Raw genomic sequence first — 13,557 nt, 5'->3', positions numbered from 1 at the left:
CGGCACGCGCCCCCCATGCGCCCCCGGCAAAACACGGAACCACCCGCGTTCTGCCGCGTCGGTCCGGCGTGAGCCCGCCGGCCCGAGTCGTGTCCAGCAACTCTTGGCGCCAGCCTATGGTTGCGTTCGGAAACGCCGCAAAGGATTTCCTTGGGAAAAGCCTAAATCCGCTGAATTTGGCGTGATGGCGGTAGATTTAGGGCTGGAACAGCCGTTTCCGCCAGCCAGGAGAACCGAAACACCTTGCACCTCAAAAGCCTGACCGTCCGGGGATTCAAGTCCTTCGCTTCGGCGACGACCTTCGAATTCGAACCAGGTGTCACCGCCGTGGTGGGCCCCAACGGTTCCGGCAAGTCCAATGTGGTGGACGCCCTGGCCTGGGTGATGGGCGAGCAGGGCGCCAAGACCCTTCGCGGCGGCAAGATGGAGGACGTCATCTTCGCGGGCACGTCCGGCCGCCCGCCGCTGGGCCGCGCCCACGTCTCACTCACCATTGACAACAGCGACGGCGCCCTGCCGATCGACTACAGCGAAGTCACGATTTCCCGCACGCTGTTCCGCACCGGCGGCTCGGAATACGCGATCAACGGTGCCGGCTGCCGGCTCCTGGACATCCAGGAACTCCTCTCCGATTCCGGCCTGGGCCGGGAAATGCACGTGATCGTGGGGCAGGGGCAGTTGGACAAGGTGCTCCACGCCACCCCTGAGGACCGGCGCGGTTTCATCGAAGAAGCCGCCGGCATCCTCAAGCACCGCCGCCGCAAGGAAAAAACCGTCCGCAAACTCGAAGCCATGCAGGCCAACCTGGCGCGGCTCAGCGACCTCACCGGCGAAATCCGGCGGCAGCTCACGCCTTTGGGCAAACAGGCGGAAGTGGCGCGGCGCGCCCAGACCGTCCAGTTCGACGTCCGCGACGCGCGCTCCCGCCTCCTCGCCGACGACCTGGTCCAGCTCCAGTCGGCTCTGGCCCAGGATGTCGCGGACGAGAGCGCGCTTAAAGCCCGCCGCGGCGTCGTCGGGCAGGAACTGGAACTCGGCAGGCGGCGGCAGGCCAGCCTCGAACGGCTCGCCGCCGACGCCACCCCCAAACTGAGCGCCGCCCGCGACAACTGGTACCAGCTTTCCGCCGGGCGGGAACGGCTGCGCTCCCTCGGCTCGCTCGCGGAGGAGCGGCGCCGGCTGCTCGGGACGTCTGACAACGTCCCTGATTCCGGCCGCGATCCGGACAGGCTCGACCGGCAGGCCGCCGGCGTCCGGGCGGAACAGGCCGGGCTGGAGCACCAGATCGAAGAGCGCCGCAGCACCCTGGGGGCCGCCACGGCCGCCAAACAGGAGGCCGAAAACGCCGCCGCCGCTGAGGACAAACGGCTCGCGGCCCTGCTTCGCGCGGCAGCGGACCGCCGCGAAGGCCTGGCAAAACTCGCCGGGCAGGTCGGCGCCGCACGCTCCCGGGTGGAGTCGGCCCAGGCGGAACTCGGCCGGCTCCGTGAATCACTGAAGGCAGGGGAGGAGCGCCGCAGGCAGGCCCACAGCGAGTTCACGGCCTTGGAATCCCAGGTTGCCGGAGTGGAAGACGGCGAGGAAACCCTCGACGCTGACTACGAGGACGCCAGCGCGGCGCTCGACGCCATCATTGCCGAGATCGACGCGCTCAAGGCGGCCGAACGTGACGGTGAACGGGAACGCGGCGCCCTTGTTGCCCGCCGCGACGCCCTCCAGCTCGGCCTGAACCGCAAGGACGGCTCGGAACACGTCCTTGGCGCGGGGATCCCCGGCGTGCTCGGATCCCTGGCGTCAATGATCACGGTGGAACCCGGCTTCGAGGCTGCCATCGCGGCGGCCCTGGGCGTCGCCTCCGACGCCGTCGTGGTGGAGGACGGCGGGGCGGCCGCCACCGCGGTGCAACGGTTGAAGGACGACGACGCGGGCCGTGCCGCGCTGCTGCTGGCGGGGGCAACCGCACCCGCACCGGACCCGGGTGCAGGGCTTCCGGGGGAAGCACGGTGGGCCGCCGGGCTGGTCACGGCATCCGGACCGGACGATGCAGCCTCCGGGCTGCCGCTGACCGGCCTGCTGGCGGGCATCGCCGTCGTCGGGGGGCTGGATGACGCGGCGGAACTGGTTGCGGCGCGCCCGGAGCTGACCGCCGTGACCAGGTCCGGGGACGTCTTCACGGCGCTGACGGTCAGCGGCGGCTCCGCCAAGGCGCCCTCGCTCATAGAGGTGCAGGCCGCCGTCGACGACGCGTCCGCACGGCTGGCCGCAGTCACCGCCGAACTGGAACGCCAGCGCTTCGCCCTCGCCGCGCTAGAGGCCCGGCGGGCCGCGGCGCAGGACCGCGCCGATGCCGCCCTGGAACGGCTCCACGATTCGGACGCCAGGCTGGCGGCCGTCGCCGAACGCCTGGGGCACCTGAACTCGGTGCTGCGCAGCGCAGTCGGCGAAAGCGAGCGGCTCGCCGCCTCCCTCGCCAAGGCCGAGGCCAACATCGCCAGCGAACAGGAAGCGCTCGCGGCCGTGGCGGCCCGGCTCGCGGCCGCGCAGGAAGCGCCGGCCGAGGAAGAACCGTCCCCGGAACACCGTGATGCCCTCGCGCTGGCCGCTTCGCTGTCCCGGAGCGCCGAAATGGAGGCCAGGCTCGCGCTGCGGAGCGCCGAGGAACAGCTCACGGCCACCCGCAACCGGGCGTCGTCGCTCGAACGCGCCGCCGCCACCGAGCGGCGCGCCCGCGAGGAGGCGGCCGAACGGGCACACCGCCGCAGGCTCCAGGCCAAACGCGCCGCAGCCGTCTCTGCCGCCGTCGACCGCGTGATCGGTTTCGTCGATGTTTCGGTGGAACTCGCCCGGCAGGAACGGGACAGCGCCGAGGAACGCAAGGAGCAGATGGACACGGAGCTGGCCGGCGTGCGCAGCAGCAACGATGCGCTGGCCCGCGAACTGGCCGAACTGACAGACTCCGTGCACCGCGACGAACTGGCCCGCACCCAGCAGCGCCTGAGGATCGAGGCCCTTGAGCTCAGAAGTATCGAGGAGCTGGGACTGACGCCCGACCAGCTCGTGGAGAATTTCGGCCCGGACCAGCCCGTTCCCGTGCCCGCCGGGGAATCGGCGGACAAATGGGCGGCCCTTCGCGCCCCGGTCGACGAGGACGGCCGCGGGATCGTGGCCGGCAAGCCCTTCGTCCGGGAGGAGCAGGAGAAGCGCCTGAAGCGGGCCGAACGGGACCTGTCGGCCCTGGGCCGGGTCAACCCCCTGGCGCTGGAGGAATTCGCTGCCCTCGAGGAACGCCACCAGTTCCTCAGCACCCAGCTCGAAGACCTCAAATCCAGCCGCAAGGACCTGCTGGACATCATCAAGGAAGTCGATGATCGGGTCCAGAAGGTCTTTGCCGAGGCCTTTGAGGACACCTCGGCGCAGTTCGTCCGGATCTTTGCGCGGCTGTTCCCCGGCGGCGAGGGCCGGCTGGTCCTCACGGACCCCTCGGACATGCTCACCACCGGCATCGAGGTCGAGGCACGCCCGGCGGGCAAGAAAATCAAGCGTCTCTCGCTGCTCTCGGGCGGCGAGCGTTCGCTGACCGCGGTGGCTCTCCTGGTCGCGATCTTCAAAGCCAGGCCCTCACCGTTCTACGTGATGGACGAGGTGGAGGCCGCCCTGGACGACACCAACCTGGGCCGGCTCATCACGATCTTCGAGGAGCTGCGCGAATCCAGCCAGCTCATCATCATCACGCACCAGAAACGCACCATGGAAGTTGCCGACGCCCTCTACGGAGTCACGATGCGCGGCGACGGCGTCTCGACCGTCATCAGCCAGCGCCTCGGTGCCCAGGTCTGAGGCCCGCCCGCGTGCGTTTCCGGGCTCCGCAACGGCTTTCCGCTTTGTGAGAAGCTAGGGGAGTGAACGACATCCTCCCCATTCTTCTGCCCATTCTCGCCGCCCTGGTGGTCCTCGGTGCGCTTATTCCGGTCCTGATGAAGACCCGGAAGAACATCACCAACTACCCGGGAAAGCGTGACGCGAACGATCCTGTAGTGCCGGGTGCGGGCGGCGGCACCCTCCTTGAGGACCGCCCCGCGCCGGTGCGTGAACGCGTGTCACCGGACGACGCTAACGTCACGGCCGACGTCGAGGGCCTGGAAACAGTCGAAGTCCCGGACGACGTCGCCGGCCTGGAAACCGTTCCGGTGGAGACGCCGCTGCCGGTCGCAGGGCGCCTGATCCGCCTCCGCGAACGCCTCGTCAAGTCCAACAACATCCTGGGCAAGGGCCTGCTGGCACTGCTCTCGGCGGACAAGATCGACGAGAACGTCTGGGACGAGGTGGAGGAAACCCTCCTGCTCGCAGATCTGGGAACCGAACCGACCCTGCAGCTCGTGGACGCGCTCCGCGAACGCGTCAAGGTGCTGGGGACCCGGTCCCCGGAGCAGGTCAAGGCCCTGCTGCGCGAGGAACTCGTCAAGCTCGTGGACCCGACGATGGATCGCAGCCTCCGCGTGGAACGCCATGCCGACAAGCCCGCCGTCGTGCTGGTGGTGGGCGTCAACGGCGTCGGCAAGACCACCACCGTGGGCAAGCTCGCCCGCGTTTTGGTAGCCGAGGACAAGGACGTCCTGTTGGGTGCCGCGGACACCTTCCGCGCCGCCGCCGCCGAGCAGCTCGCCACCTGGGGCCAGCGTGTAGGCGTCCCCACCGTGAAGTCCGACGTCGACGGTGCGGACCCGGCGTCGGTCGCCTATGAAGCGGTCAAGGCGGGCATCGACCAGGAAGTCGACGTCGTGATGATCGACACGGCCGGCCGTCTGCAGAACAAGACCGGCCTGATGGACGAGCTCGGCAAGGTCAAGCGCGTCATCGAGAAGCTCGCCGAAGTGGACGAGGTGCTCCTGGTTCTGGACGCGACCACCGGCCAGAACGGCCTGAACCAGGCCCGGGTTTTCGCCGAAGTCGTGAACATCACCGGCATCGTCCTGACCAAGCTGGACGGCACGGCCAAGGGCGGCATTGTAGTGGCCATCCAGAAGTCGCTCGGCGTCCCGGTCAAGCTGATCGGCCTCGGCGAGGGCGCGGATGACCTCGCTCCGTTCGATGCCGAGAACTTTGTCGACGCCATCCTGAACTGATCAGGCGGCGCGGTGCCCTTCGGGCCGCGCCGTGCGCTGGAAGGTTTCGCGCGCCATCAGCCAGCCGGCGGCGGCCGCGATGAGCACACCGCCGGTGACGCCGAACGCCCAGCCATAGCCCAGCCGGTCCGCGAGGAGCCCTGCCAGCACCGGGCCGATAATCGCGCCGCTGTCGGCCGTCATCTGGAAGATGGCGAGCACCCGGCCCCCGGAGCGTTCGTTGCCGATCACGTCGGCCATGGCGGCCTGCTGGGCGGGGCCCAGGAGGCCTGAGCCGACGCCGGCCACGGCGGTGGCCAGCAGGAACCACAACAGTTCGTGTGTGAAGCCGATTGCTGCCGTTGCGGTACCGGTGACCAGCAGGCCGGAAATCATCAGGGGTTTCCGGCCCAGGCTGTCCGCGAGCCTGCCGGAAAACGTCAGCGCCACCGCGTTGGCCGCGGCGAACACCGCCAGGGCCCAGCCTGCCGACTCCGTCCCGGCGCCCAAAGCCACGACGGCGAAGAGCGGCACCGTGGCCATCCGCACCCCGAACGTTGCCCAGCCGTTGGCGAAGCTGGAGAACAGGCCCGCCCGGTAGGCGCTGTCCCGGAGTGCATCGCGGAGCTCCATCGCCGGCGCAGTCCCGCCGTCCGGGCGGGAGGCCGCCGGCACATGGCTGAGCTGGGTCTGCACCACCAGGGCCGCCAGCACCAGGGCGGCAGCATAGGCCAGGAACGGCACCCGCAGGCCGAAGCTCGCGAGCAGCCCGCCCACGATCGGCCCGCAGACATTGCCGATCAGGAAGGCGGAGGCGTAGGCCCCCGAGACCCGGCCCCGGCTTTCGGGAGGCGCCAGCCGGACGACCAGGGCCATCGACGCCACGGTGAACATCACCGAGCCCACGCCGCCCAGGCCCCGGAAGACCAGCAGCTGCCAGTAGTCCTGGGCGAAGGCACACGCCGCCGTCGACGCCGCGACAATCAGCAGGCCGGCCACGTACACGGGCCGTTCCCCGAGCTTCACGATCAGCGCGCCGCCGGCGGGAGCAAAGACGAGCCGCATGAACGCGAAGATGCTCACGATGATGGCCGCCTCCGTGTTGCCCACGCCGAAAGTGGTGGCGAACTGGGGGAGCACGGGGGCCACGAGGCCGAAACCGAGGGCGATGAGGAACGCCGCGACCAACATCACCTTGATGTCGCGGGGCAGCACCGGCTTCCTGGTGTTCCGGGGAGGGGCCTGCGGCGGGGAACCCGCGGGACGGGGGGTCTTACTCATGGTGGTGGCTTCCTGGCGGTGCTGGCGTGCGGGAGTGCGGGAGTGGGGGTTTTGGAACGGATGAAACATAACCGTAACAAGAAGGATTTGCACCATTTACTTCCGGGAGGTTCTTGTAACAACCCGGCAATCTAAATCCTCTCCCGGTGAAACACGCCCCGGACAAACTCTTCTTAGAACGCAAACAGCGTTGAGGCATGCGGAGAACTCCGCAAGAACACCCATAGATTCGCATCTAAGCAAGGGAGGACGTGCACCATGGAACTTACCGCAGGTCACGTATGGCTGATGGTGGCGGCGGCACTCGTGCTGTTCATGACACCAGGACTCGCATTTTTCTACGGCGGCATGACGCGCGCCAAGGCTGCACTGAACATGATGATGATGAGTTTCATCTCCATCGGCATGGTCGGTGTGGTCTGGGTGCTCTGGGGCGCCTCGATGAGCTCCGGCGAGGGCTTCATGCAGATGGTCGGGAACCCGTTCGCCACCTTCGGGCTGGAGGGCATCGACACTCCTGACGGACTGATCAAGGTCGGCTACGCAGCGACCTTCGCCATCATCACCGTCGCACTGATCAGCGGCGCGATCGCTGACCGCGCCAAGTTCGGCGCCTGGACGGTCTTCGTCCCGGTCTGGGTCACACTGGTGTACTGCCCGCTGGCCTACATGGTCTGGGGCGGCGGGCTGTTCGGCCCGGAAGGCGCCATCGGCCAGGCCCTCGGCCCCGCGATTGACTTCGCCGGCGGCACGGTGGTCCACATCAACGCCGGTGTTGCCGCGCTGATCCTCGTGCTGATCATCGGCAACCGCAAGGGCTTCGGCAAGGACCCCAACCACCGCCCGCACAACATCCCGTTCGTGATGCTCGGCGCAGCAATCCTGTGGTTCGGCTGGTTCGGCTTCAACGGCGGCGCAGCGACGACGGCGGAACAGGGCGGCCTGATCTGGGTCAACACCCTGGCAGCCCCCGCCGCAGCCATGCTCGGCTGGCTCATCACGGAGCGCGTCCGCGACGGTCACCCGACCTCGCTCGGCGCCGCCTCCGGTGTGGTTGCCGGCCTCGTTGCCATCACCCCGGCCTGCGCCAACGTCAGCCCGGTCGGCGCACTGTGCCTCGGCCTCGTCGCCGGTGCGGCTTCCGCCCTCGCCGTCGGCCTCAAGTTCCGCTGGGGCTTTGACGATTCGCTCGACGTCGTCGGTGTCCACCTGGTGTCCGGCATCATCGGCACCGTGGCACTGGGCTTCATCGCCCTCCCGGTTGAGGGCGTCGGCGGCGGCCTCTTCTACGGCGGCGGACTCACCCAGCTCTGGGCCCAGCTCGCAGCGGCCGGTATCGCCATCGCCTACTCCGCAATCATGACCGCGATCATCGCCTACGCCATCCACAAGACCATGGGCTTCCGGGTTTCCCAGGAGCAGGAAGTGGTGGGCGTGGACCTCAGCCTGCACGCCGAAACGGCTTACGAATTCGGTGTCGGCGGCCACGGCGGCAGCTTCACCCCGCTGCACGAACTCATCACCGGCAAGGCCCAGGCGGCAACGGCCCCGGCCGCCGAGACGGTGGACGCGTCGTCCAATGGCAAGAAGACCGCAGGCAAGGAAAGTGTGGAGGCATGAAACTGATCACAGCAATCGTCCGGCCGGAAAAGCTCGACACCATCCGCGAAGGGCTCGAAGCCTACGGCGTGCAGGGCCTCACGGTCAGCGCGGCCAGCGGCTACGGCCGGCAGCGGGGCTACACCGAGGTGTACCGCGGCGCCGAGTACAACGTGGACCTGCTCCCCAAGATCCGGGTAGAGGTCCTGGCCACCGATGAACAGGCGGACGACATCCTGGATGTCATCATCGCCAGCTCCAACACCGGCCGCGCCGGAGACGGCAAGGTCTGGACGATGGATGTGTTCGAGGCAGTACGGGTCCGCACCGGTGAACGCGGATCGGCTGCCATCTAGCCAGCAGCTGCACACGGCGAAGCTTCAAACAGCGAAGCGGGCCGGGACCCTGGAAAGGGACCCGGCCTGCTTTTGCGTCTGGCCGCTTCACCCAGCGTCCGGCCAACCCTCCGGCCCGTCACTCCCGGCGGCGTACTCCTCCAGCGGCGCGCTGCCCCTCGCCCAGGCCTTGAGGACGGGCTCCAGGATGCGCCAGCAGTCTTCCGCGGTGTCGGCACGGACTGAGAGCAGGGGATCACCGGTCAGGACGCCCTCCAGGACCTCCCCGTAGGGCAGAAGTGCCGAGGCGCTCAGCTCGGCCTTGAGGGTGGCGCGGTCCAGGCTGAGGATGTCGCCGGGGCCGTTCACGTCGACGTCGAACTGCAGGGTGTCCGGCCCGAAACCGATCCGCAGCTGGTTTGGGGAGTCCACCCCGGTGAAGCCCTTGGGCAAATGCGGTACCGGCCGGAAAGTCACCACGGCCTCCTTGCGTTTGTTTCCCAGGGCCTTGCCGGACCGCAGGATGAACGGGACGCCCTGCCAGCGCCAGTTGTCGATCTCCACCTCGACCTCGGCGAGCGTCTCGGTGCCCCGGTCGGCGTCGACGCCTTCTTCTTTGGCATAGTCCGGCACCGCCCGGCCGCCGATGGATCCTGCGGTGTACCGGGCGCGGCGTGTGCTCTTTGCATAGGGCGCCTTGATGCTGCTTGCGCGCAGTACAGTGGCCACGGCGTCGCGGAGGTCCCGCTCATCCACCGACGCCGGCGGTTCGACCGCCAGGAGCGCCATGATCTGCAGGAGATGGCTCTGGATCATGTCGCGCAGGGCGCCGGCGCCGTCGTAGTAGCGGGCGCGCCCCTCCAGTGCGAGGTCTTCGTCGAAGACAATCTCGACCTTTTCGATATGCTCGCGGTTCCACACCGGCTCCAGGAAGGTGTTGGCGAAGCGCAGGCCCAGGATGTTCAGCACCGTCGCCTTGCCCAGGAAATGGTCCACCCGGTGGATGTGGTCCTCCGGAACCAGCGCGGCGAGGGTTGCATTGAGGTGGCGGGCGGACTCTTCGCTGGATCCGAAGGGCTTCTCCATGACCAGCCGCGTCCCGGCGGGCACCTGGCCGGGGGCCAGCGCCTCGCAGGCCAGCTGGCTGACGCTCGGCGGCAGGGCGAAGTAGATGGCCACGGGTCCCTCGAGCTGCGCCAGCAGGCCGGCCAGCTGGCCGTCGGCGGTGACGTCGAGCTGATGGTAGCTGGTGGTTTCCCTGATCCGCTTCAGCTCCCGGCGGCCTGGGGCCTCGGCCTGGGAGTGGGCGTCGGCGAAGGACGCTTCGAGGCGCTCCGTCCACTGGTCCGGGGTCCAGGCATCCGAGCCGGCACCCACCAGTGTCAGGCCGTCGGCGCGGCCCCGGGATACGAGCCTGGCCAGTCCCGGCAGCAGGAGCCTGCCGGTGAGGTCGCCCGAGGCGCCCAGGATGAGCAGGGTTTTTACAGTTGTTTTGCTGGTCACCTACGCCAGCATGCCATCTTGAACGCCCGTCTTGGTACCCTAGATAGTCGAGTCCCGTTGTCGAGGCGGTTCGTTCAGGCGAACTTCAGTCGCGACGCTGGCGTGCCGGACCGGCCGCCATCCGTAGATCCACTGAAAGAAGTGCACGGCGCGTGTTCAATTCACTCTCTGACCGGTTGACAGCAACCTTCAAGAATCTCCGTGGCAAGGGCCGCCTGACCGAGGCGGACGTTGACGCCACGGTCCGCGAAATCCGGCGGGCCCTCCTGGACGCCGACGTCGCCGTGCCCGTGGTCCGCGAGTTCACCGGACGTGTGCGCGAGCGTGCCCTCGGCGCCGAGGTTTCCGCGGCGCTGAACCCGGGCCAGCAGATCGTGAAGATCGTCAACGAGGAGCTCGTCGAGATCCTCGGAGGCGAGACCCGCCGGATCCGCCTCGCGAAGACCGGGCCCACCATCATCATGCTCGCCGGCCTCCAGGGTGCCGGTAAGACCACCCTGGCCGGGAAGCTCTCCAAGCACCTCAAGGCGCAGGGCCACAGCCCCATGCTGGTGGCCTGCGATCTGCAGCGTCCCAATGCGGTGACCCAGCTCCAGGTCGTCGGCCAGCGTGCCGGCGTGCCGGTCTTCGCCCCGCACCCGGGCGCCACCTCGACCGAACTCGACCACCCGGCCGGCGATCCGGTCGCCGTCGCCCGCGCCGGCGTCGAGGAAGCCCGCCGCACCCTCCACGACGTCGTGATCGTTGACACCGCCGGCCGGACCGGCGTCGACGCCGAGATGATGGAGCAGGCGCGCCAGATCCGCCGCGCCATCGTCCCGAACGAAGTGCTGTTCGTGGTCGACGCCATGATCGGCCAGGACGCCGTCAACACGGCCATGGCCTTCGACGAGGGCGTCAACTTCACCGGCATTGTGCTCTCCAAGCTCGACGGCGACATGCGCGGCGGTGCCGCGCTGTCCGTCTCCTCCATCACCGGCAAGCCCGTGATGTTCGCGTCCACCGGCGAGGGCCTGGACGACTTCGAGCTCTTCCACCCGGACCGCATGGCCTCACGCATCCTCGACCTCGGTGACGTGCTCACCCTGATCGAGCAGGCCGAGAAGAACTGGGACAAGGACGAGGCTGCCCGGATGGCGAAGAAATTCGCCGACCAGGAAGACTTCACCCTGGACGACTTCCTGGCCCAGATGCAGCAGATCCGCAACATGGGCTCCATGAAGAAAATGCTCATGATGATGCCCGGGGCGCAGAACATCCGGCAGCAGCTCGAGCAGTTCGACGAACGCGAGATCGACCGGGTCGAGGCGATCGTGCGTTCCATGACGCCGCACGAACGCGTCGCGCCCAAGATCATCAACGGTTCCCGCCGGGCCCGTATTGCCCGCGGCTCCGGCGTGCACGTCTCCGAGGTCAACGGCCTGCTGGAGCGCTTTGCCCAGGCCCAGAAGATGATGAAGAAGATGGCGGCCGGCGGCGGCATGCCCGGAATGCCGGGGATGCCAGGCATGGGCGGCGGCGGGGCCCGCAAGGGCGCCAAGGCCGCGCCGAAGAAGAAGGCCCGCTCCGGCAACCCGGCCAAGGCCGCACAGGAGCTCAAGGACGCCGAGGCGCGGCGGGCCGCAGGCGCCAAGGCCCTTCCGACCGGGGCCGCGTTCGGCCAGCAGGGCGGGGATTTCGACCCCTCCCAGCTGAACCTGCCCAAGGGCTTCGACAAGTTCCTCGGCGGCGGCAAATAGCCCCGTCCGGCCGAGATGTCGGCGGCCCCATTGTGGGGCCGGTGCCATAGGGTTAGACCATGTTCAAGCAGCGCGTAGTTTTCGTCCACGGGGCGGGCAGCTTCGGCGCTGCTGCGTGGCCGAAACAGCACGGAATGGCGCTGAACTACGATGCGCTGTTCCTGCGCCGCCACGGCTTTGACCCCGTCGAGGAACCGCTGGAAACCGACTTTGCCGCCGACGCCGGCATCGTCCTCGGCGCCCTGGCTGACGACGGCCGCGGCGCGGCCGGCGGCCACGTCGTGGCCCATTCGCAAGGGGCCATCGCGGCGATGATGGCCGCCGTCGAGCGCCCCGATCTGGTGCAGTCGCTGACCCTCGTGGAACCGGCCTGCCTCTCGCTCACCGCGGAGCTGCCTGCCTCGGCGGCGCACCGCGCCCTGATGCAGCCGCTCTTTGAGGTCCGCCACCACCTCAGCGACGAGGATTTCCACCGCGAATTCGTCCGCCGGGTGTTCGCCGCCCACACACCCGCCCAAGCGACCCTCGGCGCCCCGCGCCCGGAAGACCAGCGGGAGGCGCGTCGCCTGCGCCTGCAAGCCCCGCCGTGGGAAGCCCCGCTGCAGATCGTCCCCGGCGTCCCCACGCTGGTCCTGACCGGAGGCTGGGAACCGCTCTACGAGGAGATCGCGGGCTACCTGCGCGAGACCGGCGCCCTGCACCGCATCGCGGCAGGCGGGCACCGGCCCCAGGATTCAGCGGAAGGCAACCGGGTCATCCGGACGTTCATCGCCGACGTCGGCCGGCAGCAGCACGCCCAGGCGTCCTGAACGGTGCGGCGGCTGCCGTCCGCTCCTCGAGGCGGAGGCCGACCGTTTGCCCGATGCGGAGCTGGGCCCCGGGCGTTCCCGGCATGGAGCTTAGGCTTTAAGCCATGACCCGCACCATCGAATTCAGCGGCACCGTCCTCACCGGACCCGGCACGGAGCATCACGGCCTGTGGTCCGTCGACGGTCTCCTCACGTTCCATCGGCCCTCCGCCGCTCCGGACCTGGTGTTGGACGGCTGGGTCATCCCCGGACTGGTCGACGCGCACTGCCACATCGGTCTTGGCCCGGGCGGGGACGTCCCGGATGACGTTGCGGAGCGGCAGGCCCTGGCCGACCGCGACGCCGGAACCCTGCTTGTCCGCGACGCCGGCGCAGTGCACAACACCCGCTGGATCCAGCAGCGCGCCGACCTGCCGCGGCTCATCCGCGCCGGCCGCCACATCGCGAGGACACGGCGGTACCTCCGGGACTTCGCCGTCGAGGTTGAGCCGTTGGACCTGGTGGAGGCAGTGCGCAAGCAGGCCCGCGCCGGGGACGGGTGGGTCAAGCTCGTGGGGGACTGGATCGACCGGGACGCCGGTGACCTGGCCGCCAGCTTCCCGGCCCGGACGCTGAAGGACGCAGTCGAGGCGGCCCACGATGAGGGTGCCCGCGTCACGGCGCATTGCTTCGCCGAGGACACGCTCGATGACATGCTCGACGCCGGGATCGACTGCATCGAACACGGAACCGGGCTGCTTCCCCGGCACATCCCGCGGTTCGTCGAGCAGGGCGTGCCGATCGTCCCGACCCTGATCAACATCGCCACTTTCCCGGACATCGCCGCGCAGGCAGAGGGGAAGTTCCCGCGCTATGCCGCGCACATGCGCTCGCTCTGGGAGCGCCGGGCAGAACGCGTCCTTGAGGCGTACGAAGCCGGCGTCACCATCTACGCCGGAACGGACGCCGGCAGCGTCATCAAACACGGGCGGATCGTTGACGAGCTCCAGGCGCTGCACGCCGCCGGACTCCCGGCCGCGGCAGCGCTCGACGCCGGCGCCTGGGCTGCGCGGGACTGGCTGGGAGCGGACGGCATCACCGGCGGTGCCAGCGCGGACGTCGTGGTCTGCGTCGAGGACCCGCGCAGGAACCTGGCGACCCTGCAGGAGCTCAAGAACATCGTGCTGCGCGGAGAAGTGGTCCGCTAGGA

9 protein-coding genes are annotated in these 13,557 nt (G+C 68.9%); 7 read left to right on the top strand and 2 right to left on the bottom strand.

Translation table 11 applies throughout. The annotated features are described in order from the left end of the window. The first annotated feature begins 243 nt into the window (after positions 1-243). Both smc and ftsY read left to right on the top strand, forming a co-directional pair. Positions 244-3,837, top strand: a complete 3,594-nt coding sequence (gene smc / locus LDO13_RS11170; RefSeq protein ID WP_224046821.1) for a chromosome segregation protein SMC — start codon at positions 244-246, stop codon at positions 3,835-3,837. A gap of 62 nt (positions 3,838-3,899) precedes the next feature. Further along, positions 3,900-5,123 carry a signal recognition particle-docking protein FtsY gene (gene ftsY / locus LDO13_RS11165; RefSeq protein WP_224046820.1) on the top strand — a complete coding sequence of 408 codons (1,224 nt, stop codon included), beginning with the start codon at positions 3,900-3,902 and terminating at the stop codon, positions 5,121-5,123. Here the strand turns inward: ftsY and LDO13_RS11160 are convergent, their stop codons facing one another. Continuing rightward, a complete protein-coding gene (locus tag LDO13_RS11160) occupies positions 5,124-6,383 on the bottom strand; it encodes an MFS transporter (protein WP_224046819.1) in 1,260 nt (419 codons plus the stop codon). It lies immediately after the preceding gene. Between the two features lie 258 nt (positions 6,384-6,641). On the opposite strand from LDO13_RS11160, the gene LDO13_RS11155 reads away from it, so the two are divergent. Further along, complete coding sequence (locus LDO13_RS11155) at positions 6,642-8,003, top strand: ammonium transporter (RefSeq protein ID WP_224046818.1); 1,362 nt, start codon at positions 6,642-6,644, stop codon at positions 8,001-8,003. Further along, positions 8,000-8,338 (top strand): P-II family nitrogen regulator, encoded by a 339-nt coding sequence (locus LDO13_RS11150; protein ID WP_024366371.1) that lies wholly within the window; start codon positions 8,000-8,002, stop codon positions 8,336-8,338. Before LDO13_RS11155 ends, LDO13_RS11150 begins: the two co-directional genes overlap by 4 nt. An 87-nt stretch (positions 8,339-8,425) precedes the next feature. Here the strand turns inward: LDO13_RS11150 and LDO13_RS11145 are convergent, their stop codons facing one another. After that, positions 8,426-9,820 (bottom strand): glucose-6-phosphate dehydrogenase, encoded by a 1,395-nt coding sequence (locus tag LDO13_RS11145; RefSeq protein ID WP_224046817.1) that lies wholly within the window; start codon positions 9,818-9,820, stop codon positions 8,426-8,428. A 152-nt stretch (positions 9,821-9,972) separates the two neighbouring features. On the opposite strand from LDO13_RS11145, the gene ffh reads away from it, so the two are divergent. From ffh to LDO13_RS11130, 3 genes are all read left to right on the top strand, one after another. Beyond that, complete coding sequence (ffh, locus tag LDO13_RS11140; RefSeq protein WP_224046816.1) at positions 9,973-11,559, top strand: signal recognition particle protein; 1,587 nt, start codon at positions 9,973-9,975, stop codon at positions 11,557-11,559. 59 nt (positions 11,560-11,618) lie between these two features. Beyond that, positions 11,619-12,368, top strand: a complete 750-nt coding sequence (locus LDO13_RS11135) for an alpha/beta hydrolase (protein WP_224046815.1) — start codon at positions 11,619-11,621, stop codon at positions 12,366-12,368. 104 nt (positions 12,369-12,472) lie between these two features. Further along, complete coding sequence (locus LDO13_RS11130; protein ID WP_224046814.1) at positions 12,473-13,555, top strand: amidohydrolase family protein; 1,083 nt, start codon at positions 12,473-12,475, stop codon at positions 13,553-13,555. Positions 13,556-13,557: the final 2 nt, after the last annotated feature.

Source organism: Arthrobacter sp. NicSoilB4 (assembly GCF_019977335.1).
In the GTDB taxonomy this organism is placed as follows: Bacteria; Actinomycetota; Actinomycetes; order Actinomycetales; family Micrococcaceae; genus Arthrobacter.
This window is presented reverse-complemented; position numbering and strand designations above follow the sequence as displayed.